The organism is Verrucomicrobia bacterium S94 (assembly GCA_004299845.1).
Taxonomy (GTDB): Bacteria; Verrucomicrobiota; Kiritimatiellia; order Kiritimatiellales; family Pontiellaceae; genus Pontiella.
The window spans coordinates 445,811-472,550 of the sequence record CP036201.1; the positions used below are offsets into that span (position 1 = coordinate 445,811).

The 26,740-nt window shown below is 52.6% G+C and carries 25 protein-coding genes and 2 riboswitches; of the genes, 18 read left to right on the forward strand and 7 right to left on the reverse strand.

Translation table 11 applies throughout. From position 1 onward, the window contains the following. Window positions 1–24 precede the first annotated feature (24 nt). A complete protein-coding gene (locus EGM51_01955) occupies window positions 25–1,014 on the forward strand; it encodes a Gfo/Idh/MocA family oxidoreductase (protein ID QBG46225.1) in 990 nt (329 codons plus the stop codon). Window positions 1,015–1,041: 27 nt separating this feature from the next. After that, on the forward strand, window positions 1,042–2,004 hold the full coding sequence (locus EGM51_01960; protein QBG46226.1) for a mannose-6-phosphate isomerase: 963 nt from the start codon (window positions 1,042–1,044) through the stop codon (window positions 2,002–2,004). A 19-nt stretch (window positions 2,005–2,023) separates the two neighbouring features. Here the strand turns inward: EGM51_01960 and EGM51_01965 are convergent, their stop codons facing one another. After that, window positions 2,024–5,176: a DUF4981 domain-containing protein gene (locus EGM51_01965; protein QBG46227.1), complete on the reverse strand. Its 3,153-nt coding sequence runs from the start codon at window positions 5,174–5,176 to the stop codon at window positions 2,024–2,026. 161 nt (window positions 5,177–5,337) lie between these two features. On the opposite strand from EGM51_01965, the gene EGM51_01970 reads away from it, so the two are divergent. From EGM51_01970 to EGM51_02025, 12 genes are all read left to right on the forward strand, one after another. After that, on the forward strand, window positions 5,338–6,120 hold the full coding sequence (locus tag EGM51_01970; GenBank protein QBG46228.1) for an undecaprenyl-diphosphate phosphatase: 783 nt from the start codon (window positions 5,338–5,340) through the stop codon (window positions 6,118–6,120). A gap of 63 nt (window positions 6,121–6,183) precedes the next feature. After that, window positions 6,184–6,310: riboswitch (FMN riboswitch) on the forward strand. Window positions 6,311–6,380: 70 nt separating this feature from the next. After that, window positions 6,381–7,586: a bifunctional 3,4-dihydroxy-2-butanone-4-phosphate synthase/GTP cyclohydrolase II gene (locus tag EGM51_01975; protein QBG46229.1), complete on the forward strand. Its 1,206-nt coding sequence runs from the start codon at window positions 6,381–6,383 to the stop codon at window positions 7,584–7,586. Window positions 7,587–7,595: 9 nt separating this feature from the next. Next, on the forward strand, window positions 7,596–8,108 hold the full coding sequence (gene ribH / locus EGM51_01980; GenBank protein ID QBG46230.1) for a 6,7-dimethyl-8-ribityllumazine synthase: 513 nt from the start codon (window positions 7,596–7,598) through the stop codon (window positions 8,106–8,108). A gap of 3 nt (window positions 8,109–8,111) precedes the next feature. Further along, window positions 8,112–8,570: a transcription antitermination factor NusB gene (gene nusB / locus EGM51_01985; protein QBG46231.1), complete on the forward strand. Its 459-nt coding sequence runs from the start codon at window positions 8,112–8,114 to the stop codon at window positions 8,568–8,570. Continuing rightward, window positions 8,570–9,457, forward strand: a complete 888-nt coding sequence (ftsY, locus tag EGM51_01990; protein QBG46232.1) for a signal recognition particle-docking protein FtsY — start codon at window positions 8,570–8,572, stop codon at window positions 9,455–9,457. Before nusB ends, ftsY begins: the two co-directional genes overlap by 1 nt. 37 nt (window positions 9,458–9,494) lie before the next feature. Then, window positions 9,495–9,857: a GxxExxY protein gene (locus EGM51_01995; GenBank protein QBG46233.1), complete on the forward strand. Its 363-nt coding sequence runs from the start codon at window positions 9,495–9,497 to the stop codon at window positions 9,855–9,857. Between the two features lie 21 nt (window positions 9,858–9,878). Next, window positions 9,879–10,880 (forward strand): bifunctional diaminohydroxyphosphoribosylaminopyrimidine deaminase/5-amino-6-(5-phosphoribosylamino)uracil reductase RibD, encoded by a 1,002-nt coding sequence (gene ribD / locus EGM51_02000; GenBank protein ID QBG46234.1) that lies wholly within the window; start codon window positions 9,879–9,881, stop codon window positions 10,878–10,880. Between the two features lie 2 nt (window positions 10,881–10,882). Then, window positions 10,883–11,179: a hypothetical protein gene (locus EGM51_02005; GenBank protein ID QBG46235.1), complete on the forward strand. Its 297-nt coding sequence runs from the start codon at window positions 10,883–10,885 to the stop codon at window positions 11,177–11,179. Beyond that, window positions 11,173–11,511, forward strand: a complete 339-nt coding sequence (locus tag EGM51_02010) for a hypothetical protein (protein ID QBG46236.1) — start codon at window positions 11,173–11,175, stop codon at window positions 11,509–11,511. The genes EGM51_02005 and EGM51_02010 overlap by 7 nt, the downstream gene beginning before the upstream one ends. Beyond that, window positions 11,511–12,236: a divergent polysaccharide deacetylase family protein gene (locus EGM51_02015; protein QBG46237.1), complete on the forward strand. Its 726-nt coding sequence runs from the start codon at window positions 11,511–11,513 to the stop codon at window positions 12,234–12,236. Before EGM51_02010 ends, EGM51_02015 begins: the two co-directional genes overlap by 1 nt. After that, window positions 12,233–13,096, forward strand: a complete 864-nt coding sequence (locus tag EGM51_02020; protein ID QBG46238.1) for an SDR family NAD(P)-dependent oxidoreductase — start codon at window positions 12,233–12,235, stop codon at window positions 13,094–13,096. Before EGM51_02015 ends, EGM51_02020 begins: the two co-directional genes overlap by 4 nt. Window positions 13,097–13,155: 59 nt before the next feature. Then, on the forward strand, window positions 13,156–13,725 hold the full coding sequence (locus EGM51_02025; GenBank protein QBG46239.1) for a DUF4136 domain-containing protein: 570 nt from the start codon (window positions 13,156–13,158) through the stop codon (window positions 13,723–13,725). On the opposite strand, the gene EGM51_02030 is transcribed toward EGM51_02025, so the two are convergent. Together EGM51_02030 and EGM51_02035 are read right to left on the reverse strand one after the other, a co-directional pair. Next, window positions 13,722–14,888, reverse strand: a complete 1,167-nt coding sequence (locus EGM51_02030; GenBank protein QBG46240.1) for a tetratricopeptide repeat protein — start codon at window positions 14,886–14,888, stop codon at window positions 13,722–13,724. The genes EGM51_02025 and EGM51_02030 overlap by 4 nt on opposite strands. Beyond that, a complete protein-coding gene (locus tag EGM51_02035) occupies window positions 14,888–15,283 on the reverse strand; it encodes a YjbQ family protein (protein QBG46241.1) in 396 nt (131 codons plus the stop codon). The genes EGM51_02030 and EGM51_02035 overlap by 1 nt, the downstream gene beginning before the upstream one ends. 209 nt (window positions 15,284–15,492) lie before the next feature. On the opposite strand from EGM51_02035, the gene EGM51_02040 reads away from it, so the two are divergent. Then, window positions 15,493–16,764, forward strand: a complete 1,272-nt coding sequence (locus EGM51_02040) for an HlyC/CorC family transporter (protein ID QBG46242.1) — start codon at window positions 15,493–15,495, stop codon at window positions 16,762–16,764. Beyond that, window positions 16,761–17,747: a DUF21 domain-containing protein gene (locus tag EGM51_02045; protein QBG46243.1), complete on the forward strand. Its 987-nt coding sequence runs from the start codon at window positions 16,761–16,763 to the stop codon at window positions 17,745–17,747. The genes EGM51_02040 and EGM51_02045 overlap by 4 nt, the downstream gene beginning before the upstream one ends. Window positions 17,748–17,758: 11 nt before the next feature. Here the strand turns inward: EGM51_02045 and EGM51_02050 are convergent, their stop codons facing one another. Next, on the reverse strand, window positions 17,759–18,532 hold the full coding sequence (locus tag EGM51_02050) for an esterase family protein (GenBank protein ID QBG46244.1): 774 nt from the start codon (window positions 18,530–18,532) through the stop codon (window positions 17,759–17,761). A 198-nt stretch (window positions 18,533–18,730) separates the two neighbouring features. Here EGM51_02050 and EGM51_02055 point away from each other — a divergent pair, with 198 nt between their 5' ends. Both EGM51_02055 and thiC read left to right on the forward strand, forming a co-directional pair. Continuing rightward, complete coding sequence (locus EGM51_02055; protein QBG46245.1) at window positions 18,731–19,705, forward strand: N-acetylmuramoyl-L-alanine amidase; 975 nt, start codon at window positions 18,731–18,733, stop codon at window positions 19,703–19,705. A gap of 86 nt (window positions 19,706–19,791) precedes the next feature. Then, window positions 19,792–19,889: riboswitch (TPP riboswitch) on the forward strand. A gap of 16 nt (window positions 19,890–19,905) precedes the next feature. Next, window positions 19,906–21,537 (forward strand): phosphomethylpyrimidine synthase ThiC, encoded by a 1,632-nt coding sequence (thiC, locus tag EGM51_02060; GenBank protein ID QBG46246.1) that lies wholly within the window; start codon window positions 19,906–19,908, stop codon window positions 21,535–21,537. Window positions 21,538–21,556: 19 nt separating this feature from the next. Here the strand turns inward: thiC and EGM51_02065 are convergent, their stop codons facing one another. Genes EGM51_02065 through EGM51_02075 form a run of 3 tightly spaced genes read right to left on the reverse strand, consistent with a single transcriptional unit; the run spans window position 21,557 to window position 26,289 of the window. Further along, window positions 21,557–22,609, reverse strand: coding sequence for a 2-oxoacid:ferredoxin oxidoreductase subunit beta (locus EGM51_02065; GenBank protein ID QBG46247.1), 1,053 nt, complete (start codon window positions 22,607–22,609; stop codon window positions 21,557–21,559). Window positions 22,610–22,618: 9 nt separating this feature from the next. Next, window positions 22,619–24,466, reverse strand: a complete 1,848-nt coding sequence (locus EGM51_02070) for a 2-oxoacid:acceptor oxidoreductase subunit alpha (GenBank protein ID QBG46248.1) — start codon at window positions 24,464–24,466, stop codon at window positions 22,619–22,621. 29 nt (window positions 24,467–24,495) lie between these two features. Then, window positions 24,496–26,289: a 4Fe-4S dicluster domain-containing protein gene (locus EGM51_02075; GenBank protein QBG46249.1), complete on the reverse strand. Its 1,794-nt coding sequence runs from the start codon at window positions 26,287–26,289 to the stop codon at window positions 24,496–24,498. Window positions 26,290–26,740 lie beyond the last annotated feature (451 nt).

Here is a 26,740-nt window from a genome sequence, read left to right on the forward strand (position 1 = left end):
ACGCTAACTTAAGTGAGGAACAGTATGAAAAAAATATACTGGGGAATTATCGGTTGTGGAGGGATTGCGAACAAGTTTGCCGATGGGCTGGCCGTACTGCCGGGGGGCGAACTTTATGCCGGGGCCTCGCGCACGCCGGGCAAAGCGGAGGCGTTCATTGAAAAACACGGAGGGACGACGGCCTATACGGATTACAGCGCACTGGTAGTCGATCCCCGGGTGGATGCGGTCTATGTGGCCACCACGCACAATTTCCATTATGAAAATGTAAAGCTCTGCCTTGAGCACGGGAAACATGTGCTCTGCGAAAAACCGATGACGCTGAATGCGCGGCAGGCCGGTGAACTGGCGGAGCTGGCCGCGGCGAACGGCCTTTTTCTGATGGAGGCGATGTGGACGCGTTTTATTCCGGGGATCCGGGAGCTTCAACGGCTGCTGAAGGAAGGCGTGATTGGGGATGTCCGTTCAGTTCGGGCCGATTTCCACATCGGAGGACGGGCATTTCCGAAAGACGGACGGCTGTGGAACCGCGATCTGGCCGGCGGGTCGCTGCTTGATCTGGGCATTTATCCGATTACTTTTGCCGATCTCGTCATGGGCGGTGATCTGCCGGAAACGGTCAAAAGCGATGTCTTTATAGGTAGGACCGGCGTGGATGATCGGTCGTTCTATCAACTGACGTATTCCGGCGGACGTTTTGCGCAGCTCAGTTCGTCATTCACATCCAGTGCGCCGGTTGAGGCGGTTATTGCCGGAGATTCGGGCTTTGTCCGTGTGCCCTGTTTTTTTCATCCGGTCGAATTTGAAATCTGCCGCTTTGGTGAAGAGCTGGAAACCCTGAGGTTTCCGTTTCCCGACAAAGAGGGTTTTAAGTTTGAAATTGAGGAGGCTATGAGCTGTATTGCCGCCGGAAAAACTGAGAGTGAGATCCATCCTCTTTCGAAAACGCGGCAGATGCTGGAGCTTATGGATACACTTCGTGCACAATGGAATTTAAGTTATCCCGGAGAATAATCCCAAAACATAAAGGCAGAGGTGAATATGAATGTTTATCCGTTAAAATTTAAGCCGGTATATAAAGATTATCCGTGGGGCAACCGTCGTCTTCCGGCTCTGTTTGATCGCGATGAACCGGCCGGTATTTATGCGGAATCGTGGGAGATTTCGACGCACCGTGACGGCGAGAGTGTGGTGGTGAACGGGGCGCTGGCCGGGAAAACGCTGTCCGAAGTACTTGCCGTTTCCGGAGCAGATATTCTGGGCGACCGGGTTGAGGGAAACGATTTTCCGCTGCTGATTAAGTTGATTGACGCGGCCGAACCGCTGAGCGTGCAGGTGCATCCGAATAATGGAAATGCCGAAGTTGTGCAGGGCGAACCGAAAACCGAGATGTGGTATTTTCTGAACGAAGAGCCCTCGCGTATTTTCTGCGGACTCAAGCCCGGCACAACGCGTGAAGATTTTGTCCGGGCCATTGAAGAGGAATCGTTCGATGAGATTCTGCGCGTTGTTCCGGCGAAGAAAGGCGGTGCGGCGTTTGTGCCGGGCGGACGTGTGCATGCTATCGATGCCGGATGCCTGATTCTTGAGATTCAGCAGAATTCCAACACGACCTATCGCGTGTACGACTGGGGACGCGTCGGTAATGATGGTAAACCGCGCGAGTTGCATATTGATAAAGCGTTGCAGGTCATCAATTTTGAGGATTGCGAAGATCCGGCCTGTCAGCCGGAGGTAACTGCACCCGGAGTTCGGACTATCTGCACGTCCGATTTTTTCCAGCTTGATGAACTTACAGTAGAAGAGGCTATGAAGGAGCATGCCGACGGTTCGAGTTTTCATGCCCTGTTTTCGGCCGACGGCGGATTTGAACTTCACTATGACGACGGAAAGACCGAGCCGGTCGCCCCGGGTGAATCCGTTCTCGTTCCGGCGGCGCTGGGACCCTACAGCCTGAAGAGCCCGAAAAAAACCGTGGTGCTGAAAACCACGGTTCCGGCTTAGCGAACTGTGCCGTCCGTTGTTATTTGACGTTAAGTGTAAATGACCAGCTGTAGTGGCCGGACGGAATCTGATAATGCGGCAGCGGCTCGGCTTTAGGTGACCAGGAGTCGGTGCCGCCCACGCCCATCTGCCTGTGATCGATATTCAGGGTGTAGAAATTCTGTTCAACCAGATCGTAGGTGTGACGTGCCTGATCGAGATTTTCAATCGACCACGGCCAGATGGAAAAGCCCATCAGGTGTTCATCGCTGTCAATACGCAGTGTGGAACCCTTTCCTGAGAGTTCAATCCAGCGGGTATCTGAACGGTTTCCGTTTTCCTGCGGCATGACGTATTCAAAGGACATTTCCGCCGTCGGTTTGCTGTAGCGGCTGACTTCCGCACCGGTTTTGCGGTCGCAGTAGTTTTCCCACGGGCCGCGTCCGAACCAGGTGGTATGGGTAAACTGTTTCGAAACGCCCATGGTGAATCCGATGCGCGGAATAGTGGGCAGCGATGGATCGGACCGCAGGTCCATGCCCACCTCAATTTCGCCGTTTCCATGGAACGTGTAGGTGAGGGTCAGATCGGTTTTATCCGCTTTTTTAACCACCGTGATTTTTGCTGAATATTTATCGGTTTCCTGAAGTTCCACCGACTCGATTTTGAGTTTCCCGGAGAGTTCCTTCCAGTATTTTTTCTTTTGATGGGTTCTTCCGCCTCGCAGATCGTTGTCGGTCTGCGGCCGCCAGAACGAAGGGCGCAGCGGACTCTGAATCCAGGCTTCCCCGTTTACGGTCAGACGGGTCAGTTCTCCGTTTTTCCTGTTTACCCGGGCGATATAGTCTTTTCCTTTAAGTTCAAGGATATCGTTCTGCTCTTTGATTTTCAGTTTTTCACTTTTCGGGGCCGGCTCTGCCGGACTCTGCAACGGAAGCTGGAACTGAGCTTTAGCCACTTCAAATCCACTGGGGCACCAGAGGCGCTCCCGACCTTCGTGGAGGCTGAGGCGCAGCCAGTATTCTTTGCCTGGTTTCGGGGTCGGCATGGTGAAGGGGATGGTGAGCTCTTTACTTTTGCCGGCCGGAATATCAACAGCCGTGAGAGCGCCTTTTTCAAGGATTACGCCTTCTTCAGACAGGTTCCACTGAATGGAATAGTTTCTGGTGTTGGTGAAGTTGAAGCGGTTGTTCAGTCTGACCGTTCCGGTTTCCAGGTTGACGGCTTCGAAGGTGACCGGCTGGAAAACCGTTTTGCATTCCCAGGTTTTCGGATTGGGTGTTCGGTCGGAATTAATGATGCCATTAATACAGAAGTTCCCGCTGTTGGGCTGATCGCCGAAATCGCCACCATAGGCATAATAGGCCACCCCGTTTTTGTTGGTTGTGAGCAGTCCCTGATCGATCCAGTCCCAGATATAGCCGCCCATCAGGTTGGGACGGGAGCGGATGAGGTCCCAGTAGTCGGTCATGTTGCCGAGTGAGTTCCCCATGGCGTGGGCATATTCGCACTCTACAATCGGGCGGGTAATATGCTCGGCATCGGCCAGTCCTTTCAACTGGTCAACCGAAGCATACATACGGCTGATGCAATCGACATATTCCGGGTCATCGGGATTGGCCATGATACCCCATTTTTCGATCTGACCGTTTCCTTTGGGGCACCAGCCGGGGTGTTCCGGCTGCCCCTGTGCACCTTCGTAATGGATAAAACGAGTGGGATCATAATCGCGGATCCAGCCCGCCATACCGGCATGGATGGGACCGGTACCGGATTCATTTCCGAGTGACCAGCTGATAATAGACGGGTGGTTTTTATCGCGTTCGACCATGCGGATGACGCGGTCGGTGAAGGCGTGCTGCCACGATGCAATATTGGTCAGTTTGCCGCGTTCACCATGGGTTTCAATATTGGCTTCATCCATTACATAAATGCCGTAGCGGTCGCAGAGGTCATAAAAATACGGATCGTTTGGATAGTGCGAAGTACGAACCGCATTGATGTTAAACTGTTTCATGAGCCGGACGTCGGTCTCCATGTCTTCGCGAGTCAGTGCCTTGCCTTCAATATGGTCATGGTCGTGACGGTTGACACCCATCATTTTAACCGGTGCGCCGTTTACCAGCAGGACGCCGTCATCGGTGATTTTCACGGTGCGGAAACCCACTTGTGTACTGCGTGCTTCCACCGTTTTCCCCGAGGCATCGTTCAGCGTGAAGACGAGGGTGTAAAGATAGGGATCCTCTGCCGACCATTTCCGGGGATTGGACACCGTGGTTTCCATTAATCCAAACGGAACGGTGTCGCGCTGCGGATACCATTCGTTGACAATTTCATCCGCACCGATCGAAAGGGGTTCTGAGAGAACCGCTTTGCCGTCGGCATCATGAAGCTGTGCGGTCAGTGTCCAGTTTTTGAGATTTTTATTGTCCGTCAGAATGCGCGGGCGGATCCGCAGGCGGCCGTCAGCGTCGGCGCGGATGGCAAAATCGTTCAGTGCCGTTCGCGGCTGGGCGAGCAGCATGACTTCACGGTGGATTCCGGAAAGTCGCCACATATCCTGGTCTTCGAGGTACGAGCCGTCAGACCAGCGGAAGACCTGAACGGCCAGCCGGTTGGAACCGGTTTTAACGAGGTCTGAAATATCGAATTCCGCAGGCAGACGACTGCCCTGGCTGTAGCCCGCAAGTTCGCCGTTGACCCAGACGTAAAATGCTGAGGAAACGCCGCCGAAATGGAGAATGATCCGTTCATTTTTCCAGTCTTCGGAAAGATCGAAGTCGCGGATGTATGAGCCGACCGGATTAGTGCGGTCGATGTGCGGTTCGTCGGCGGTGAAGGGATATTCGGAGTTGGTGTAGATCGGCTGACCGTAGCCTTTGACCTCCCAGCTGGAGGGAACCTTAAGAACGTCCCAGCCGGAGGCATCGAAGCCTTTCCTGTAAAAATCGGAGGGGCGTTTTTCAGCGTCTGGAGTGAAATGAAACTTCCAGTTGCCATTGAGCAGCCGCATCCGCGCAGCGGTGCGGTCACCGTTGAGGGCATCATCTGCGGAACGGAAGGAATAGGAGGTAGTACGCGGGCGCATTTTGCCCTTTTCGATCATGCGTTCGTTTTCCCAGTCGTTTGGAAAATGAGCGGCAGCGGCGGCCGTAGCAGTCAGTGCAAGTATGGCATATAAATGGTTCTTCATCGCAATCTCCTGAATTAAAGCGCATAGGTATATCGGATCGGTGAAATGAAGACAACAGGAGTATCGGAAATATGAGTATTTTAACCGGGTTCTGACGTCTTTCCTGTTGATTCGAAAAAGTACGGAACGTATGATTATGAATCTTTTTTGCGGTGTATTATATGGAAAATTTTATAAAAGTTATTCTGCTGGCGGTCATTCAGGGCGTGACAGAGTTTCTGCCGGTCAGCAGTTCCGGGCATTTGGTGCTGTCGAAACACTTTCTGGGGCTGGAAGCATCGGGTGGCGCATCGCTTGAAATTGTGCTTCATGCGGGGACTCTGATTTCAATTCTTGTTTTCTACCGGAAGCATCTGGGCGATGTCATTGCCGGTGTTTTTAAAGGCGAAAAGGAATCCGTCCGTTTTGTACTGCTGGTTCTGCTGGGCTGCATTCCGGCCATTATCGTCGGGTTCTCGCTGAAGGATCAGCTGGAGGACGCCTTTGCGCATCCGGTCTATGTTTCGTGTGCGCTGATGGCCACAGGGCTGTTTCTGATTGCTTCGCATTTTCCAAAGGGTGGAAATAAAAAGGTGGGCTGGTTGTCGGGGCTGGTTATCGGTATTGCTCAGGCCTGTGCTATGATGCCGGGCGTCAGCCGTTCGGGTTCAACGATCGGCATGTCACGCTTTCTCGGGATCGAGCCGAAACTGGCGGCGGAATATTCTTTTCTCATGTCGGCCCCGCTTCTGGCCGGGGTGAGTCTGCTCTATCTTTTAGACTGCTGTAATGAAGGAAATACTTCGGGGAATACCGTGCCTGAACTGATCACCGGGTTTGCGGTTTCCGCCGTTGTCGGCTATTTTTCCATTAAGTGGCTTGTTTCGCTGCTGCAGCGCGGGCGGTTCTGGCGTTTCGGTATTTATTGTTTCAGCGTCGGCATCATTACGCTGTTTCTGGTCTGATAAATTCCGTGTTACAAATCCATCTTTGCACTTGCGCATTCGATAAGTTCACATCTATAGTGCGCCGATCTTCAGGGCAGGGTGAAATTCCCGACCGGCGGTGACAGTCCGCGAGTTTTCCAGGGTTTGGAAAACAGGAGGCAGTGAAATTCTGCCACCGACAGTATAGTCTGGATGAGAGAAGATGCGTGCGTAGCTGTGTCTATGCAAAATCCCCTGAAGGTGTAAGGTGTTTGGGGTTTTTGACATTAGGAGCAGTTATGAGTGAGAGTTTATTCGATCCGATTGAGGATGTGATCGAAGCCTTCAGAAATGGCGAGATCATCGTGATGACCGATGATGAGGATCGTGAAAATGAAGGCGATCTGATCTGTGCAGCGGAAAAAGTCACCCCGGAAGTGATCAATTTTATGGTCACCCACGCCCGCGGTCTGGTCTGCATTCCGATGGAAGAGCAGCAGCTGCGTAAACTGGGCCTGTCACGTATGACGCCCGCCCATTCATCCGATAAATATTATACCGCATTCATGGATTCCGTGGATGTGCGCGACGGCACCACAACCGGAATCAGTGCTGCAGACCGGGCCCGTACCGTCCATGCGCTGATTTCCGAAGACAGCCAGGCGCAGGATTTCATTAAACCCGGTCATCTGTTTCCGCTCAAAGCTGTCAAGGGCGGCGTGCTCGAACGGGCCGGCCATACGGAAGGTACGGTTGATCTTGCCCGCATCGCAGGATTGAAGCCGGCGGGTGTGATCTGTGAGATTCTGCGTGAGGACGGCGATATGATGCGTCTGAAGGAACTACGTAAATTTGCCGATAAACATGGGTTGAAAATGACGTCGGTTGCCGAGGTGACGAAATACCGCTATGTACACGAAAAACTGGTCAATATGGAGCGGGAAATCAATATGCCGACTGAAGCAGGGCCGTTTCGTATGCGGTTGTACAGTTCGTTCGTTGATCATAAAGATCACCTCGCATTGGTCTGCGGGGATGCTTCAACCGGAAAAATCCCGCTGGTGCGTGTGCACAGTGAATGTCTGACCGGCGATGTGTTCCATTCCCAGCGGTGCGATTGCGGACAGCAGCTGCATACCGCCATGCAGGAGATCCAGAAGCATGGCTACGGTGCAGTTGTGTACATGCGTCAGGAAGGGCGCGGCATCGGCCTGGCCAAGAAGCTGCATGCGTATGAGCTGCAGGAGCAGGGCATGGATACTGTGGAAGCCAATGAACACCTCGGTTTTGATGCAGATCTACGCGATTACGGGATCGGTGCGCAGATTCTGAATGACCTGGGGATGAACAGAATTAATCTGCTGACGAATAATCCGGCTAAAATTACCGGTCTGGATAAGTATGGAATTAAAGTGGAAAAACGCGTGCCGCTGATTTTGCCGCCTAGCCGGTTTAATGATTTCTACATGGCTACGAAGCGCGATAAAATGGGGCACCTGATTTAAGGAAGAGTTATGGGAAAAGGTATTTCAAAAACAATTGAGCCGATCGGTGGTATCGGCGCGAATCAGATTGTCGGCGATCTGGATGCTGCCGGACTGCGCTTCGGTATTGTAGTGGCGCGATTCAATGATCAGCTGACCGATGAGCTGGCGCGCTCGGCGTATCGGTGTCTGGTGCAGAACGGGGCAAAGCAGGAGACGATAGATCTGGTACGCGTTCCGGGAGCTTATGAAGTTCCGGTGATTGCGGAAAAGCTGGCGGCGTCGAAACGATATGACGCACTGATTGTACTCGGCGTGGTGGTTGAGGGCGAAACGCAGCATGCGCAGATGATTATTGATACTACCGGGCAGACGTTGCTCGATATTGCCTGCCGTTATCAGTTGCCCGTCATTAATGAAATTGTCGGAGTCCGCACCTGGGCACAGGCGGAAGCACGCTGTCTCGGTGGTGAAAACACCCGCGGCTGGTATGCCGCTGAAGCGGCCATTGAAACGGCACGCGTTAACAGGAAACTCGGGTAGACCATGCAGAAGAAAAAAGTTAACGGCCGCCGCGAAACCCGCGAATGGATTGTGCAGTTTCTCTTTCAGCTCGATTTCAATCCGGAGCCGATTGATATCGCGCTGAAGGATTTCTGGGAGGATAAAGAACCTATTGAGCGCGAGAAAACCTATGCCGAGGAAATTATTAAAGGTGTAGTGCAGCATAAAGAAGAGCTCGATGAAAAACTGTCGCAGTATGCCAAGCGCTGGAATTCCGACCGTATGGGAGCCGTCGACCGTACGGTTATGCGCGTTGCTCTGTTCGAAATGCTGTACCGCGAGGATGTTCCGCCGGTGGTTTCGATTAATGAAGCGGTGCATTTTGCGAAAGACTTCAGCAGTTTCCAGTCGGGCCGTTTTGTAAACGGCGTGCTGGATCGAATCCGTAAGGAAATTGATCGCCCGGCGCGTACGACCTACAAACCGCGGGGTGGCGAATAATGGCAGGATGGCTTCGTGCGCTGAAAAAAACACGCGCGATCATCGGTCGGGTTTTCTCTTCCGGAACCAACCTCGAAGAGATGGAGGTTGAAGAGATCGAGGAGATTCTGCTTCGTTCAGATGTGCCCGCGCGCCTGACTATGGAAATCGTCGATGAGCTGGAGTTCCCGACGCGGAAGGCTTCGCGCCGTGAACGACTCACCGATATGCTGATTAAAGAGCTCGGAGATACGCCGGACTTTCACTGGCCGTCCGATAAAAAGCCCTACGTTCTGATGCTGCTCGGGATCAACGGTTCAGGCAAAACCACTACGGCGGCCAAACTGGCGAAAAAAGCAATCAATGAAGGCCGTAAACCGATGCTGTGCGGATCGGATACCTTCCGCGCGGCCGGGTCCTCGCAACTGAAACTCTGGAGTGAGAAAGTCGGGTGCGATTTTGTCGGCGGTGAAATGGGGCACGATGCTGCGGGTGTGGCTTACAACGCCGTCGAAGCGGCCATCGAAAAAAACTGCGATGTCGTTATGGTGGATACCGCCGGGCGGATGCATACGAAAACGCCGCTGATGGATGAACTGCCGAAAATGTGCCGCTCCATGAACAAGCGCCGTGAAGGAGCACCGGATGATGTCTGGATGGTACTGGATGCTTCGCTGGGCCAGAATGCGGTCATACAGGCCAAACAGTTTAATGAAGTGGTTCCGCTGACCGGAATTGTCGTAACCAAACTGGATGGTTCATCCAAGGCCGGTTTTCTCTTTTCCGTGAAAAGCGAACTCAATGTGCCGATTCTGTTCACCGGCCTCGGCGAAGGCGAAGATGATCTCGTTCCCTTCAACCCCGAAGAATTCGTGAACGCGCTTTTTGATGAGCCGGACGAGGAATAAATCCACAGATTCCTCTGATTATAAGGATTCTCTTTAAATGAAAGATGAGCAGACTCAAGCAATTATTGGAGCGGCTATGAAAGTTCACCGCGAACTTGGTTGTGGTTTTCTTGAGCAGGTTTATCAATGCGCCCTTGCTGTAGAATTTGAGAAGCAGGGGATTCCATTTCAGTGTGAAGTTCAGCTACCTGTTCATTATTCAGGTATTGAATTAGATTGTAGCTATCGTGTTGATTTTATTTGCTTTAATGACGTGCTTGTTGAATTGAAGGCTCTTTCTCAACTTAGTGGAATTGAAGATGGTCAGGTGATTAATTATCTAAAAGCGTCATCAATGAAACGAGCTCTACTCATTAATTTCGGAACGAAGAGTCTGGAATTTAAACGGTTTGTAAATTAATCCCCATAATCCGTGAAATCTGTGGATAAAGATCAAATATACATGATGCGGGCGATAGAGCTGGCGCAGCAGGGCGAAGGGCTGACCCGGCCGAATCCGCCGGTGGGGGCGGTGTTGGTTCAGGAAGATCAGGTTATTGCCGAGGGATGGCATAAAAAAGCCGGAACAGATCACGCGGAGCGGGAATGTCTGAATAAGGTTCGGGGCGATTTTGGGTCGGCTACACTTTATGTGACGCTTGAACCGTGTTCAACGCACGGAAAAACGCCGCCGTGTACGGATATTATTCTGGAAAAAGGGGTCGGCCGTGTGGTGGTTTCGGTGGTGGACCTGAATCCGGCACACGCGGGACGCGGCCTTGACATTCTTAAAGAAGCCGGTGTTGAAGTGCTTTCAGGCGTCTGCGAAGAGGCCGGGCGCGAACTGATTGCGCCGTTTGAAAAATTTATTACGACGGGTCTTCCTTTTGTTACGTTAAAGCTGGCATCGACTCTCGATGGAAAAATTGCGGATTCCAAAGGCGATTCAAAATGGATTACGGGTCCGGAAGCCCGCGAGCGCGTGCAGGCGATGCGTCGTCGTGCGGATGCCATTATGGTTGGAGCGTCTACGGTCCGTGCAGATGATCCATCGCTGATGCCGCGGCCATCCCATGGTCGAAAACCGTATCGGGTGATTATCGGTGCCGGTATTCCAGAGCATGCCAAGGTCCGGAACGATGAGTTCGCGGAGCGTACCCTGATTCGGGAAGGCGACCTGAAGACCGTTTTAAAGGAGCTCGCGGAAAAGCAGGACGTCATGCATGTGTTCTGCGAGGGGGGCGGTAAACTGGCGGCCGGTTTGATTGAGGCCGGGCTGGTGGATGAATTCGCCTTCTTTATGGCTCCGAAACTGCTGGGTAGTGATGGTCTTCCAAATTTTGGAAAAACCGGGGCGCTGATGGCGGAGATGACGAATCTGAAGTTCCAGTCTCTGGAACGGGTGGGGAATGATATACTGATTAAAGCAATACCGGAGGATTGAATATGTTTACAGGAATTGTACAGCGATTGGGAAACATCGTGGATATCAAAATGGAAGGCACCGCAGGACGCATTACGATGGTGCCGAACCGTCCGTTCGACAAGCCGGTCGGTCTGGGCGACAGCATTGCCGTGAATGGTACCTGTCTGACGGTTGCCGATATGGATGGCGATAAACTGATGTTTGATGTGCTGGGCGAAACGTTTGATAAAACCAATCTGGGGGAAAAAACACCGGGCGATGTGGTGAATCTGGAACAGGCGCTGGCGCTGGGCGACACGCTGGGGGACATATTGTGACCGGTCATGTGGATGGGACCGGTACAGTGGCAGATGTCGAGGAAGTGGGCCGGGATAAAAAGTTCACGATCGAATGTTCCAGAGACATGCTGATGCTGATGGTTTATAAAGGGTCGATTGCTATCGACGGTATTTCGCTGACGGTGGCTGAGTTGACGGATAATGGATTTATCGTTCATATTATTCCGCACACACTGCAGGAAACCGATATGTCGGAATTCAAGGTGGGTACCAGGGTCAATCTGGAAGCGGATATTCTGGGTAAACATGTGCAGCGTATTCTGGAATTCGGCGGTGGACAGGATTACCGCCTTAACCTGAATGGAGAATAATGCGTTTTTTAAAAGTCAGTCTGGTTGTCGTTCTTTTTCTTTCGGGGCTTTCTGCGGAAGCCAAAAAAATCTTTCTGGTGATTGATGATGCCGGGCTGGCGCTGCACGAAACGCAGCAGTTTCTGGATATTCCGATTCCGATGACGATTGCTGTCCTGCCGCACCAGAAGCAGACGAAGCAGGTCTGTATTGCGATCGGCCGGGACAGGAGGAAAGAGATTATTCTGCATCAGCCGATGGAGGCTTATAACAGCGATAAGAATCCGGGAGTCGGTGCAATTTTGAACACAACACCGCCTTCCGAGGTGCGTAAAATCCTGAATCAGAATATAGGTTCTGTTCACGGGGCGGTAGGCATGAATAATCATATGGGTTCGCGAGTGACGGAAAATCCGGAGCTGGTCCGTGAGGTGCTTCGGTTCTGTAAAGCGCACGATATGTTTTTTCTCGACAGTAAAACCGCCTACAATTCGCAGGTGCCGCGTGTGGCCAGAGATAACGGGATGCATGTGGAGCAGCGACATGTATTTCTGGATATCAATCACGATCGGGCCTACATCCGGCGGATGTGGGGCAGTGCCGTTAAGAAGGCCAAAGCAAACGGCTATGTGATTGTGATTGCCCACGTGTGGAGCAATGAGAGTGCGGCGGCGATTCGTGACAGCTATGAGGGGCTGCTGAAACAGGGGTATACTTTCCACAAACTTTCGGAGCTTTACGAATGAAGATTCCTGCCGTTGGAAACCGGTCAGTATTGATTACCGGCTGTTCCTCGGGGATCGGTCGGGCAACGGCGGAGATGTTACGTTCAAGAGGCTGGAAGGTTTTTCCGACTGCGCGAAAAGCGGATGACATTGATGCGCTGAAACTGGCCGGTTTTGAGCCGGTTAAACTGGATGTCACATCCAGCGATTCCATTCAGACCGCGGTGGAGTGGGTGCTGGTGAAAAATGACGGTATGCTCGGTGCTGTGGTCAACAATGCGGGGTTCGGCATGCCCGGTGCGATTCAGGATCTGACGCGCGATGCCATGCGTCGGCAGTTTGAAGTGAATGTGTTCGGTCTTCAGGAGCTGACCAACAGTCTGATTCCGACATTCCGGAAACAGGGCTATGGCCGGATTGTGAATGTCAGTTCTGTTGTCGGACGTTTATCGCTGCCTTTTATGGGGATCTATTCCGCCTCAAAATTTGCGGTTGAAGCTATCAGCGATGCTCAGCGTGTGGAGCTTTCGCCGGATTCCATTTCTGTTTCTCTGATTGAACCCGGTCCGATTCAAACGCGTTTTTCGACCAACTGTGCCGGCGAAGGGGAGGAGCGGCTGGATGTGGATTCCTCGAAATTCGGGGAGGCGTATAAGCAGTATTTCAGAAAACGCCGGAATGGCGGGATGGCCGAAGACCGGTTTCGGCTTCCGCCGGAAGCGGTCGGAAAGAAGATCGTCCATGCCTTGGAGGCTGAAAAACCGAAGATTCGTTATAAAGTGACGATTCCGGCCTATGCCGGTGATTGGGCCGCCCGTTTGCTTCCGGCCTCGTGGATTGACCGCATGATGATCGGGCATGTGAAGAAGCGATTTGGTTGAGGGACGGGCTTGGCAATGCGGTTCCCTTTTTTATACTGCGTCCTGTTAAAGGAGGCTTTATGAATCGTTTTTCTTTTCTTTATCTGGGGACATCGGCACTGCTGTCCGGGTGTTCATCGATTTCTGTGAGCCGGGATTATGATGTGGCTTTTGATTTTTCGAGGCTGAAAACCTTTGCCTGGCAGCATGCGAAACAGCCCGAAACCGGAGTGACGAGGGTGGATAATGATCTGAATGACAGGCGTATCCGTGCTGCAATCAATGCAGAGCTGAAAGCGAAGGGTTTCTCATTGGTGGAAAACCGGGAGGATGCCAGTTTTCTGGTGGCATATTACATTGATTTTCAACAGCGGATTGAAGGACGCGGAACATTCAGTATCGGGCTGGGTCGGAGTGCATCTGCCCGGGGCGGAGCTGTCGGCTGGAGTTCGGGGACGAATATTTCAGATTATGAAGAGGCCCACCTGACCATTGATTTTATAGATCCGGAAACGGGGCTGACCGTCTGGAGAGGCTGGGGGCGCCGGCGGGCATCGAATTCAGGTGATCCGGATAAAATCACGAAAAAAAACAGCGATACGGTGGGCCGGATTCTGAAAAGATTTCCGCCGAAACAGAAGGAGCGCTAACGTTTCCGGGCATCGGAAATATATTTCAGCATCTGTTCGCCTTTGGTTTTATCGCCGCTGTTGACGAGTTCCCGGGCTTCCCGCTCGGCATCGTTCCATTTTTTCTGTTTGGCGTAGGCGAGAGAAAGCATGTAGCGCGCATCGGTAAAGGAGGGGTCGAGATTGACGGCATTATTGCAGGCGGTTGCGGCGTTTCCGAAATCGCTCTGCGCATAAAAGGCCAGGCCCATGTTATAATACGCTGTTTTCTGCTTAGGATCAGCCATGATGGCTTTTTTGAACTGGACAATGGCTTCGTCGTATTTTTTGGCACTGTACAGACGGGATCCTTCCGCAATATAGCGGGCGGCTTCCGCCGGATTCACCCGGGTGGCGGTATTGCCGTTTTCCGGTGCGGAAACGGGTTTCCCGCCAAGACGGGCGATGGCTTCGTTTGCGGCTGAAACGTGACTGCCTTTGCTTCCGGCTTTGGTCAGGTATTGTTTGTAGTAGTCCAAAGCTGCCGCATTGTTTTTGACATACCACTCGTAGATGGAGGCGAGGTTGTAAAAGGCCGGAGCATAGTCGGGATAGGCTGCGGCCACCTGTTTCAGGCGGGCAATCGCGCGATTACTATCTTTGGTCTGGTGCAGAATGGCCAGAGCCAGTGCATTCTGAGCGGCGGGATTCTGCGGATTGAGGGTTGCCGATTTGGTCAGTTCCTTCGTGGCTCCGGCCCAGTTCCGTTTGCGCAGTTCAATCATGCCGAGAATGGCCAGGGCTGTTTCATTTTTCGGATCGTTGCCGAGTACGTTCTGGAGGGCAATTTCCGCTTCATCCAATCGGCCGCTGTGGTAGAGGGCAATTCCGAGATTCAGGTTGGCGCCTGAAAGATTTTCGGTCAGATTCGCGGACTGACTGAACGCATCGGAGGCTGCGTCTGCTTCACCCAGTTCCCAGAGCACGAGCCCAAGCTGATTCAGTGCCGTTGATTTTTTTTCGTTTTCGGAGGTTCGGTTGATCGATTTTTCCAATAGTGAACGTGCCCGAACCAGATCCCCGTCCTGCCACGCCTTCATGGCTTTGGCATACTCTTTTTCGCCTGTTTTCGAGCCGCATCCGGCAAACATGATCAGTGCGGCAAAAATGCCGGCAGTTGCGTATATAACCTTCTTAATTTTCATTACTCAGAAATTCCTTTAACCCACACCTTCCGTGTGCGGGGACCGTCAAATTCACAAAAATAGAGACTCTGCCACGTTCCAAGCTGGAGTCTGCCTCCGGAGACAATCACCTGTGCTGAACTGCCCATCATACTCGCTTTTACATGTGCCGCCGTATTTCCTTCAAAATGGCGGTAGCCGCCTTCCCAGGGCACCACACGGTCCAGCACCAGCTCCATGTCCGAAGTAACATCGGGGTCTGCATTTTCATTAATGGTAATTCCCGCCGTTGTGTGCGGGATAAAAACCGTGACGATCCCTTCTTTCAGCCCCGACTGAAGCACATATTCGGCCACCTGCCGGTCAATCTTTACAAAGTCTGTTCTGGCTCGCGTCTGGAGGGAAAAGCTCTTCATGCCTACGAACATATCCGAACCCTGCAGATTTAGAAGCGGAAAGTTTTCGAAGGGGCTGAAAAATGATGTCCGGCGATCCTGGCCCGGCCTCTTTGCAATACCATTGCGCCTTTCGGAAGCAAAAGAATGGAGGGGGATTTTTAGCGGCAGGATGACTTTGATTCTGCCGGGTATAACGCTTAAATGAGGGCATGAAAGGGATCGGATAATTGGGTTTTCTTGAGGGACATTATTTGACGTTGGGCGGAATGGCGGTGCTGCTGTTGTGCTCCGCTTTTTTTTCGGGGACGGAAACGGCGCTGTTTTCGCTGAGTCGCGATCAGATTAAGAAACTGCGTGCCCATGGGCATCATATTGACCGGTTGTTGGTGCTGCTGCGGGATAATCCATCGGGGTTGCTGGTGGCGATTCTGTTCGGTAATCTCGTCGTGAATATTCTTTTTTTCTGTATGAGTGCGGTGTTTGCACTGGAAATCGGGGAAAAATACGGGGAGTGGTGGCAGGCGGTCATCGGGTTCGGGGTGCTGGTTACTGTTATTCTGACCGGTGAGATTTTTCCGAAAGCGGTGGGCATATCTTTCCCGGAGCGCATCGTGCGGCTGAATTCGCCGCTGCTGCGTTTCTGGTTTCATTTTATGGGGCCGGTCCGGGTGGTTCTGGAAATGATTACCCGGAAGATGGAACCGGCTGAAGAGCATGACAACCGGATTGATTCTCAGGAACTGAAAATGCTGATCGAAGTGACGCATCACGATCCGACCTTCGGAAAGCAGGAAAAGGCGATTGTAGAGGATATCGTGAATCTGCCGGAAATCCGCCTGCGCGAAATTATGGTACCGCGCGTGAAGCAGTTGTTCCGTCGGGCTGATTCTCCGGCCGGTGAGGCATTGGCCGAGGCCGCGGAACAGGAGCTTGAACTGATTCCGATTTATGAAGAGGACGAGGATAATATTGTCGGCGTGGTGGAAGTCCGGGATTTGCTGATCAATACCGATCCGGAAAAGCCCCTTCGTTTTTTCGGACGGCCGGTACGCTTTGTTCCGGAAACGAAACGCGCGGATGCTATGCTGCGGGAATTTCTGAATGATGATCTGAGGATGGTCTGTGTGGTGGATGAATACGGCGGACTTGCGGGGACTATTGTCCTGGAAGATCTGCTGGAAGAGGTGATCGGGGAATTCGATGCGATGGAGGATTCTCCGGTTGAGCAGCTGAGTGAAACGACGTACCGCCTGCAGGGAAACCTGGGTATTCGGGAATGGCGCAGCCTGTTTGTCGGATTTCTTCCCGAAGAGATGATGCGCGATCTGGCACTGGATACCCTGAGCGGCCTGGTGGTCTCCCTGTTGAAGCGACTTCCTGGCGCCGGTGATGTGGTTGAAGTGGGCAATCTTCGGTTTACGGTGGAGCAGGTGCGCTCAAACCGTATTGAAACGGTTTTGCTGGAACTGGTTACATCCGATGACGGGGGTGACGCATGATCGGTATGATCTTTGTAATTTTCCTCGGTTTTACTTTTTCCGCCCTTTTTTCGGGAGTGGAAACCGGGGGGTATATGATTAACCGTATCCGCCTCCAGAAACGGGTGCGTGAACGGAAGACCTCAGCGATGATTCTGCAGAATATGCTGGCTCAGTCGCATATTTTCATTTTCACGGTACTCATCGGGAACAATCTTGCGGTGTACCTGTTGTCGGCCGCAGTAACCGATCTTTATATTTCCGCCGGCATTTCAGCCGGGAATCTGCTGCTGGGTTTTATTCCGTGGAATGCCGAAACCGCTGCGACTCTCACGCTGATGTTTCCGCTGTTTCTCTTTGCGGAAGTCGGTCCGAAAAATCTGTTCCGAAAAAAGGCCGATGTGCTGATGTATCGTTTTGCCGGCCTGATGAAACTGCTGGTCTGGTTGTTCTATCCGTTCACCTGGCCGCTTAAAAAGATATTCAGTCTGCTGACGCACGGTTCGAAAGATACAGGCCGCGATCTGCATCGGTTGTCGCCTGATGCTCTCAAAGAATATTTTTCAACCAGCGAGCGGGAGGGGGTTATTTCCTCGGATCAGGGGCGGATGGTGGATAATGCAACCACCATGCACAGCATCCCGGTGCGTATGCTGATGTCGCCGATGAAGAAAGTGCCCACTCTTCAGGACACTGCCACGGTTGCTGATTTTAAAGAATTAATCGCCCGGCGAGAAACTTCCGATGCGGTATTGATGCACCGGCATATGGCTGTGGGCACGATCACCATGTTTTCGGTGATCAATCGGCATCTGGATGATGACGAACTGCTCAAACCGTATGTCGATGATCTGCTGCAAATCGAGGAAAGCCGGAATCTGAAATCGGCCTTCTACCGTCTTCGGAAACATCCGCGTCACAGTGCCGTCGTTATTGATGCCCGAGGACATCCGGTCGGATTTATCCGGCTCGAAGATATTGCGCGGTATATTGTGAAAAAATAGAGGATCGAAACTTAGTTTCCGGATGGCGGAATGGGTTCTACAGGCAGCCACGCCAGTACGCGTTGGATGGCTCGGTCCCAGTAATCCCAGTCATGTGCTCCGGCCGTTTCCTCGTAGGAGAGATGAAGCCCTTTTTCCGCGGCCGCTTCGCGGAAGCGTACTGAATCCCCGTAGAGCCAGTCATCGACTCCGCAGCACACATGGAATTCTGTTTCGGGTACGGTTTTCAGATTCCGGACAAGATGAATCAGATCGTTTTCAGATCCAGGAACTTTTTCTATGGAATCAAAAACGGCGCCGAAGGTACGCAGTTTGGATTTGTCCCATTCATCGTTGATATGTGCGGCCAGATCGAGCGCCCCCGAAAGGGATGCCGCATGTGAAAAAAGATCGGGACGTCCGAGAGCCAGTTTAAAAGCGCCGAATCCGCCCATCGATGTGCCGGCCACAAATGTATTCTTCCGTTCATTGGAAACCCGGAACCACTGGAGGATGCGGATGGGAAGTTCTTCGGAGAAAAAGGTCCAGTAGTCTGAACCGTGGGCCATATCGGTATAAAAACTTTTATGGGCATCGGGCATGACCACCACAAGGTTGAGGTCCATGACATAGCGTTCAATGGAGGATCGCCGGATCCAGGATGTGTGATCGCCGGACAGACCGTGGAGCAGATAGAGTACGGCCGGCGGTGTTTTCCAGGCTTCGGAACGTTCGGGAAGAATGATGTTCATGCCGATCGACTGCTGGATCGTGCGGGCATAAAAGTGAGTTTGCAGCAGGGCCATGTTGAACTCCTGTAATGTTTGAACGAATGGCGGAGACCGGCGGAAGGCAATGTGGATATCACTAAAATGGTGCCTTATTACGAATGCCGGTCTGAATCGGGTCGTTAATGAGCTTGATCTGCATGAAATCAGTAAAACGGATTCATTCGGCACTTTCCAAACCTAAATTCTTTTTAGTAACTTCCGTTCCGAGGTTTTATGCATTCATCTACCAGAAAGATATTTCTCGGCCACGTGGTCCTTTTTGCAGGGGGATTAACTGCAGGCAGGGCAGAGGCCCGCGCTCCTGCCGGAACGGTATCATTGAGCTATATTGCCCGCCTGTATTCCATGAAGATCAGTATTTTGGGAAAAAAGATCCGCATGGAAAATAAATATAACCGGGTCGAAATTGAAACCAACAGCCGGCGGGCCTACATCAACGGAGTCATGATCTGGCTCCATGAACCCTGCCGAAAACAGGGCAGCGGCTGGGCGATCCGGGAGGTTGATTTTAAGAAGGGTATTGATCCGGTTCTCCGCACCTATGCCTATGCGCCGAAACGCATGCCACGGTTGGTTGTGCTGGATCCGGGGCACGGCGGGAAAGATACCGGATCGATCAGTCCGAAGGGATATAAAGAGAAAGATATTGTGCTCGATATTTCCCATCGCATTCGGAAGCTTCTGGAAGACAGAGGGATCCGCGTACGGATGACGCGCACCGGGGACACCTATCCGCAACTTGATGCCCGTACCACCTATGCCTATAAAAACGGTGCTGATCTTTTTATCAGTATTCATGCGAATGCCGCCGGCGCTACCTCTGCGAGCGGGGTGGAAACATTCATTACCGCAGCGGCCGGATATGATTCGAGCAACCACTATGGCCAGGCCGGCGATAAATTTGCGTTTAAAAATAACACCTATGATGCACTCAATGCTTCGCTCGGGTTTTCCATTCACAGCAATGTTGTGAAAATGACCGGGCGTGATGACCGCGGGTTGCGCCGTGCCCGCTATTCGGTGCTCAAGCATTGTGCCTGTCCGGCTGCTTTGGTGGAGTGCGGGTTTCTGACCAATCCCGACGAAGAATCGCTGCTCAACACGTCCAGTTACCGGGAGCGATGTGCGCGCGGGATTTCCAATGGCGTGCTGGGTTACTTTACACTGATCAAGCGTGCTCTCCGTTAATGCGGAAAATTCAGAGCACCTAATACGTATTATTTCTGTACGCCTTTTGCTGTTGCAACCCGATGGCGAAGCGCGTAGCTTGGTTTTTTGTTCGCTGGGGGAGCCTCCGATGGTTCGGGGCTGAGATTCCAACCCTTGGAACCTGCGCGGGTTATGCCGCGAAGGGAAGCGATGCTTCTTCCTTTCCGGTCCGCATATTGATGAAAGATTGGTGGTGTATCTTGAGCGGTTACGGTAAATATTTTCCGAGGTCTGAAAAAGTCTATGTTGAAGGTTCGCGTCCGGATATCCGGGTCCCGTTCCGGAAAATCAAGCTGCACGGAGATAACGAAGACCTCAGCGTCTACGACGTCAGCGGTCCGTATACCGATGCTTCCTACGAACCCGATCTGAAGCAGGGGCTGCCGGCGATTCGCGAACAATGGATTGCTGAACGGGGAGACGTTGAGCCGCATACTGCCGGCGTTAAGATTTTGACTAATCCGGAAAAGGCTTTTAAAGGGCTTCAGCGTCAGCCGTTGCGTGCCAAAGAGGGTGTTTCCGTTACGCAGCTGACGTATGCAAAGAACGGCGTCATCACTCCTGAGATGGAATTCGTGGCGATTCGCGAGCGGGTTGAGGCTGAGTTTGTACGCGAGGAGGTGGCCGCCGGCCGTGCGGTTATTCCGCTCAATATCAACCATCCTGAAGCCGAGCCGATGATTATCGGCCGCAAATTTAAAACCAAGATCAATGCCAATATCGGAAATTCAGCGCTCGGATCGTCTATCGAAGAAGAGGTTGAAAAAATGCGCTGGGCAACGCTCTGGGGAGCCGACACCGTGATGGATCTTTCCACCGGTACGGACATTCACGATACACGTGAATGGATTGTCCGCAATTCACCGACACCGATCGGAACCGTTCCGCTCTATCAGGCCCTTAAGAAAATCGATGACAATGCCGAGGGCCTCTGTTGGGAGCTTTATCGCGATACGCTCATCGAGCAGGCGGAGCAGGGGATTGACTACTTCACCATTCACGCGGGCGTGCTGAAAAAGGACATTCCTGCCGCCAAAGAGCGCAAGCTCGGCATCGTCAGCCGCGGTGGTTCCATTATGGCCAAATGGATGGTCGATAACGATGAGGAAAACTTCCTCTACACCCATTTTCGCGAAATCTGTGAAATCATGAGGGCCTACGATATCACCTTTTCACTGGGCGACGGTATGCGGCCGGGCTGTATTGCCGATGCCAACGACGAAGCGCAGCTGTCCGAGCTGAAGATACTCGGCAAGCTGACGAAGATTGCGTGGGAATACGGCTGTCAGGTGATGATTGAGGGTCCGGGCCATGTGCCGCTCGATAAAATCAAGGTCAATATGGATAAGCAGCTTGAAGACTGTTACGAAGCACCGTTCTATACGCTCGGTCCGCTGGTGACCGATATTGCCGCCGGCTATGACCACATCAATTCCGCCATCGGCGGTGCGGTGATCGGCTGGTACGGCACGTCGATGCTCTGTTATGTCACGCCGAAGGAACACCTTGGTCTGCCGAACCGCGACGATGTGAAAGAGGGGGTCATTGTGCATAAAATCGCCGCTCATGCCGCAGACCTCGCAAAAGGCGTTCCCGGGGCGATGGAGTGGGACGAAGCAATGCGCAAAGCGCGCGGTGAATTCCGCTGGGTGGACCAGTTCAATCTCACGTTTGATCCGTTGCGGGCCAAGCAGTATCGGCTGGAGTCATTGCCGGAAGAGGAGCGTGATAAAACCGACCAGCATTACTGTTCCATGTGTGGTGAGCGGTATTGTTCCATGCGGATTTCTGCGCAGATTCGGAAATCCTAGTTTTCCGGGCGGTGGATACTCAGCGGTGAAGCTCGTTGATCTTTGCAAGCTCTGCCGCACCGGGGCAGAGCTTTTCTTCATCAAGATCACGCAGCGGAGTCGTCGTTGTGTTCATGGTTTCGTGAATCTCCTGTGAGCCTTCATCCATGAAGAGAATGCCGGTGAGCACTTTGTCCTGCGCCTTATATTCCTGCATCATCGTCAGGGCGGAAGTACGGCTGTGCACATCGTGTTTGGAGTCCATTTTGTGCAGGTTGATCATGGAGCCGTCATGCATAGTGACATGCTCGTCGGTGCCTTCGTCATATTCAGCAGTGATTTCCTCCGCATGGGGCACATAGTCCACGGTGTTGGTGGAGGCCATATGCTGGCGGATGTAATCGTAGGCTTTGGTGGAACCCGGCACATTGTTGAATGTGACACACGGTGAGATTACATTAATGAAAGCGAATCCTTTATGGGCAATTGCCGCCTGGATAATCGGGATCAGCTGTTCTTTGTCCCCGGAGAAGCTGTTAGCCACAAAGGTGGCTCCGAGCTGCAGCGCAATAGCGCAGAGGTCAATTGGTTCAAGAGCATTGGGCTCGCCTTTTTTGGATCTTGATCCGATATCCGTGGTGGCGGAATCCTGCCCTTTGGTGAGTCCGTAGACGCCGTTGTTTTCGCAGATGTACACCATATTGACGTTGCGGCGTACGGCGTGAACAAACTGGCCCATGCCGATCGAAGCGGTGTCGCCGTCTCCGGAGACGCCGATGTAGATCAGCTCGCGGTTGGCCATATTGGCCCCGGTAGCCACGGAGGGCATTCGGCCGTGAACCGAGTTGAATCCATGCGAATTGCCGAGAAAGTAGGTCGGTGTTTTCGATGAACAGCCGATGCCGGAGAGTTTGGCCACACGATGGGGAGGGATCGACATTTCAAAGCAGGCCTCGATAATGGCATTGCTGATCGAATCGTGACCACAGCCGGCGCACAGTGTGGAAACGGCGCCTTCATAATCTTTAGTAGTATAGCCCAGGTCGTTTTTGGGCAGGTTCGGATGGCGGAATGCCGGAATTTTATAGCTCATGATCAGCTCCTAGTAAAAACGACTGCGGCGGCGCGGTGAAGTGGTGGTCTGCAGAATCCAGTCGCGGATTTCATGACGGATGAAGCGGGCGGTAATGGGGCTGCCGTCGTAGTGCAGCAGCGGAACGAGGCGTTCCGGATCAAAATCATATTCATTGATCAGCAGGGTACGCATCTGGGCATCGCGGTTCTGTTCGACCACGAAGACATATTCATGCTCTTCAATAAACTGTCCGACTTCATCGGAAAACGGAAACGCCTGTATACCCATGCTGTCGAGAGAAATACCATGCAGGCTGTTCAGGTGGTGCAGGGCTTCCAGCGTTGCAGCTTCAGAGGTGCCATAGTGGATTACACCGACTGTGCACGGTTTGTTGGTTTTGCGGATGATCGGTTTCGGGACGTATTTGCTGGCGGTTTTCCATTTTTTCTGGAGGCGCTCCATGTTTTCAACGTATTTTTCGCCGATTTCAGTATAAATTGCATATTCGTCTTTTGAGGTGCCGCGCGTGAAAAAAGATCCTTTGGTCGGATGGGTTCCCGGATAAGTGCGGTAGGGTATGCCGTCGCCATCCACATCCAGATAACGTCCGAAACGCTCGGTCATCTTCTCCAGATCCTCTCTGGTGTAGACTTTGCCCCGGTCATATTTCCGGGCATCGTCCCATTCGAACGGATCGGACATGTTGTCATTCATTCCGAGGTCAAGGTCGGAAAGGAGAATGACCGGGGTCTGGAACCGTTCCGCCAGATCAAACGCTTTGGCGGTATATTCAAAGCATTCTTTGGGGGTTGACGGGTAGAGACAGATGTGTTTCGTGTCGCCGTGCGAGGCATAGGCCGCGGCCAGTACGTCCGACTGCTGCGTGCGCGTCGGCATTCCGGTGGAGGGGCCCGCGCGTTGGACATCGATCAATACCGAGGGAATTTCGGCAAAATAAGCCAATCCCAGAAATTCGTTCATGAGCGAAAGCCCGGGGCCGCTGGTGGCGGTGAAAGCGCGCGATCCGTTCCAGGAGGCGCCGATTACCATGCCGATTGCCGCCAGTTCGTCTTCAGCCTGAATAATTGCGTAGTTTTTGCGGCCGGTTTCCGGGTCTATACGGAATTTGCGGCAGTAGCGTGCAAAGTTGTCGATGATGGAGGTGGAGGGGGTGATGGGATACCAGCCCGCCATGGTGGCACCGCCGTAAACCGCGCCGAGGCCGCAGGCTTCGTTGCCGTCAATCAGGATTTTGCTGCCCACGTTATCGCGACGTTCAATCCGGTAGGCAATGGGGCAGTCATGCATTTCTCTGGCCATATTATAGCCGGTGGTGACTGCGTTGACGTTGGGTTCGATCAGCTTCTCTTTCCCTTTAAACTGATCGCTGATCAACTGTTTAAAAACATCAAGTTCCATATCGAACAGAGCGGCGAGTGCGCCGACATACATGATGTTGCGGAAGAGCTGGCGGTGGCGGGGATCGTCATACAGTTCCCGGCATTTTTCGGTCAGAGGAATACCGATAAAGTCGATATCATCGCGACGCAGCGATGGCGGCAGCTGTTTGGTGGAGTCATAAACAAAGTAGCCGCCTTTTTCCACTTCGTTAATATCACGCTCCATGCTTTGCGGGTTCATGCCGACCATAATGTCGATGCCGCCACGGCGGCCGAGAAAACCGTTTTCGTTGATGCGCACTTCGTACCACGTGGGCAGGCCCTGAATATTCGAGGGAAAAATGTTTTTAGGACTGATCGGAATACCCATACGGAAAACGGCGCGACTGAACAGCTTGTTTGCGCTGGCCGAGCCGGTACCGTTGACGTTGGCAAATTTAATGACAAATTTATTGATGATGATGTCGCGTTTCATTGCTGTGGCTCACTTCCAGGGGTTGGAAATCATTTCGCTTCTTCGTTTTTCCGGTCGTAGGACTTGGGGGCCATATAGAGGAATTTCTGCATATCCCAGGCTGAGGTGGGGCAGCGTTCCGCGCACAGCCCGCAATGCAGGCATACATCCTCGTCTTTCACCATCACACGGCCGGTCTTCAGGGTTTCCGAAACAAAAATCGGCTGTCCGAGATTCAGTGCCGGAACGGTCAGACTGCGACGGAGTTCCGCCTCTTCTTTATTCTGTGTAAAGGTGAGGCAGTCGACCGGGCAGATGTCGATACAGCCGTCGCATTCGATACATTTTTCTGCGGTAAATACGGTTTCGACATCGCAGTTGAGGCAGCGTTCCGCTTCCTCGAATGCAGTTTGGGGATCAAATCCGAGTTCCACTTCAATCGTATGGCTTTTGATGGCTTCCTGCAGATCAAGGTGGGGCACGGCATGCCGTTCCTCTTCGGTGACCGAGCTGGCGTAGCTCCAGTCGTGAATACCCATTTTCTGACTCAGGAGGTTTGTGCTCGGATCCGGCCGGTCTCTCAGGTCTTTACCGTGAAGGAACATATCAATTGAAAGTGCGGCCTGATGGCCCTGTGCAACGGCTGTGATGATATTCTTGGGGCCGAAGGCGGCATCTCCGCCGAAAAATACCATAGGGTTGCTTGATTGATAGGTCACGTCGTCCACGATGGCCATATCGCGTTCATTAAAATCAATGCCGATATCGCGTTCAATCCAGGGGAATGCGTTGGCCTGGCCGATCGCCAGCAGCACCAGACTGCAGGGGATGGTCTCCTTACGCCCGACCGGAGTGAATATTTCGCGACCATCTTCATCGATGGAATAATCGATGACTTCAAACTTCATGGCTTTCAGTTCGCCGTCTTCCACAACGTATTCAAGCGGGTTATGGTTTTCAATAATCGGAATACCTTCGGCCTGCGTATCTTCAATTTCCCACGGCGAAGCTACCATGGCGGAAATCGGGGTGCGCAAAACAACCTTAACGTTTTTGGCGCCGAGACGCAGAGCCGTGCGGCAGCAGTCCATGGCGGTGTTTCCGCCGCCGATCACAATGACGTCTTCGGGGGCTGATGTGACGTGACCGAAAGCCACCTGGGCCAGCCACTGTACACCGACCAGAATCTTTTTGCCGCCGTCCTTTTCCCAGCCCGGCAGTTTGAGCTGTCGTCCGGTCGGAGCTCCGGTTCCGACAAAGACCGCATCGTAGCCTTTGTCGATCAGCGCTTTCATGCTTTCAATGCGGGTGTTGAAGTGGGCGTTTACTCCCATGTTGAGAATGTAGCCGGTTTCTTCTTCGATCACTTCTTCCGGGAGCCGGAATGAAGGAATCTGCTGGCGCATAAACCCGCCGGCGTTGCTGGTGGCTTCAAAAAGATCGATTTCATAGCCGAGCGGCATGAGGTCGCGGCATACCGTAAGTGAAGAGGGACCGGCGCCGATTACGGCCAGTTTAAAGCCGTTTTTCGTTTCAGGGATTTCCGGAAGCCGGTCCCTGATGTCTTCCTTCATGTCGGCACAGACACGCTTGAGCCGGCAGATGGCCACCGGCTTCTCTTCAATTCGTCCCCGCCGGCAGGCCGGTTCGCAGGGTCGGTCGCAGGTTCGGCCCAGAATTCCGGGGAAAACGTTCGACTCCCAGTTGATCATATAGGCATCGGTATATCGCCCCGCCGCAATCAATCGGATATATTCCGGAACAGGGGTGTGCGCAGGGCACGCGTATTGACAATCTACTACTTTGTGAAAGTACTCCGGGTGGCTCGTGTCTGTGGGCTTCACTCTGTGTTTCTCCATGCTGCCTGAAAATATGGGGTATTACACTCCAGCTTAACAGGCATTGCCTTAGTTTAGGCAATATAAATCACAGAGTTCTGCGCATTTCAGCATTAAAATACCTAAATCTGGAAAAAATGATCAACTATACCGCAATGGGTATTTTTATATCGGTTGAATTCGGCTTTTTTCTAGGAAATTTGAATATTTTTTTCTGTCTTCTCCTTTGGGTTCATCGAGGGCTTTTTATCCATAAAGAATGACAAAGCAGCCGAGTCAGCAGGCTGATGGTGGTCTGAGCGGCCGGATATCGGAATTTCAATGCTGAAAAAGGGCTCAAATAGATATTTTGTTATCGAAGGGTAGTCGTGCGGTTGCGGTCAGGGCCCGGAAGTCTTCCGGGCGGACAGGAGGGTGGAGAGTGGAGGGGTTTCCCATTGTCTGTTTTGTCGTCTGA

Bases quoted from the DNA above. Each gene is read 5' to 3' on its own strand.
- EGM51_01955 (QBG46225.1), top strand. From the start codon at position 25: ATGAAAAAAATATACTGGGGAATTATCGGTTGTGGAGGGATTGCGAAC.
- EGM51_01960 (QBG46226.1), top strand. From the start codon at position 1,042: ATGAATGTTTATCCGTTAAAATTTAAGCCGGTATATAAAGATTATCCG.
- EGM51_01965 (QBG46227.1), bottom strand. From the start codon at position 5,176: ATGAAGAACCATTTATATGCCATACTTGCACTGACTGCTACGGCCGCC.
- EGM51_01970 (QBG46228.1), top strand. From the start codon at position 5,338: ATGGAAAATTTTATAAAAGTTATTCTGCTGGCGGTCATTCAGGGCGTG.
- EGM51_01975 (QBG46229.1), top strand. From the start codon at position 6,381: ATGAGTGAGAGTTTATTCGATCCGATTGAGGATGTGATCGAAGCCTTC.
- ribH (QBG46230.1), top strand. From the start codon at position 7,596: ATGGGAAAAGGTATTTCAAAAACAATTGAGCCGATCGGTGGTATCGGC.
- nusB (QBG46231.1), top strand. From the start codon at position 8,112: ATGCAGAAGAAAAAAGTTAACGGCCGCCGCGAAACCCGCGAATGGATT.
- ftsY (QBG46232.1), top strand. From the start codon at position 8,570: ATGGCAGGATGGCTTCGTGCGCTGAAAAAAACACGCGCGATCATCGGT.
- EGM51_01995 (QBG46233.1), top strand. From the start codon at position 9,495: ATGAAAGATGAGCAGACTCAAGCAATTATTGGAGCGGCTATGAAAGTT.
- EGM51_02005 (QBG46235.1), top strand. From the start codon at position 10,883: ATGTTTACAGGAATTGTACAGCGATTGGGAAACATCGTGGATATCAAA.
- EGM51_02015 (QBG46237.1), top strand. From the start codon at position 11,511: ATGCGTTTTTTAAAAGTCAGTCTGGTTGTCGTTCTTTTTCTTTCGGGG.
- EGM51_02020 (QBG46238.1), top strand. From the start codon at position 12,233: ATGAAGATTCCTGCCGTTGGAAACCGGTCAGTATTGATTACCGGCTGT.
- EGM51_02025 (QBG46239.1), top strand. From the start codon at position 13,156: ATGAATCGTTTTTCTTTTCTTTATCTGGGGACATCGGCACTGCTGTCC.
- EGM51_02030 (QBG46240.1), bottom strand. From the start codon at position 14,888: ATGAAAATTAAGAAGGTTATATACGCAACTGCCGGCATTTTTGCCGCA.
- EGM51_02035 (QBG46241.1), bottom strand. From the start codon at position 15,283: ATGAAGAGCTTTTCCCTCCAGACGCGAGCCAGAACAGACTTTGTAAAG.
- EGM51_02045 (QBG46243.1), top strand. From the start codon at position 16,761: ATGATCGGTATGATCTTTGTAATTTTCCTCGGTTTTACTTTTTCCGCC.
- EGM51_02050 (QBG46244.1), bottom strand. From the start codon at position 18,532: ATGGCCCTGCTGCAAACTCACTTTTATGCCCGCACGATCCAGCAGTCG.
- EGM51_02055 (QBG46245.1), top strand. From the start codon at position 18,731: ATGCATTCATCTACCAGAAAGATATTTCTCGGCCACGTGGTCCTTTTT.
- thiC (QBG46246.1), top strand. From the start codon at position 19,906: ATGAAAGATTGGTGGTGTATCTTGAGCGGTTACGGTAAATATTTTCCG.
- EGM51_02065 (QBG46247.1), bottom strand. From the start codon at position 22,609: ATGAGCTATAAAATTCCGGCATTCCGCCATCCGAACCTGCCCAAAAAC.
- EGM51_02070 (QBG46248.1), bottom strand. From the start codon at position 24,466: ATGAAACGCGACATCATCATCAATAAATTTGTCATTAAATTTGCCAAC.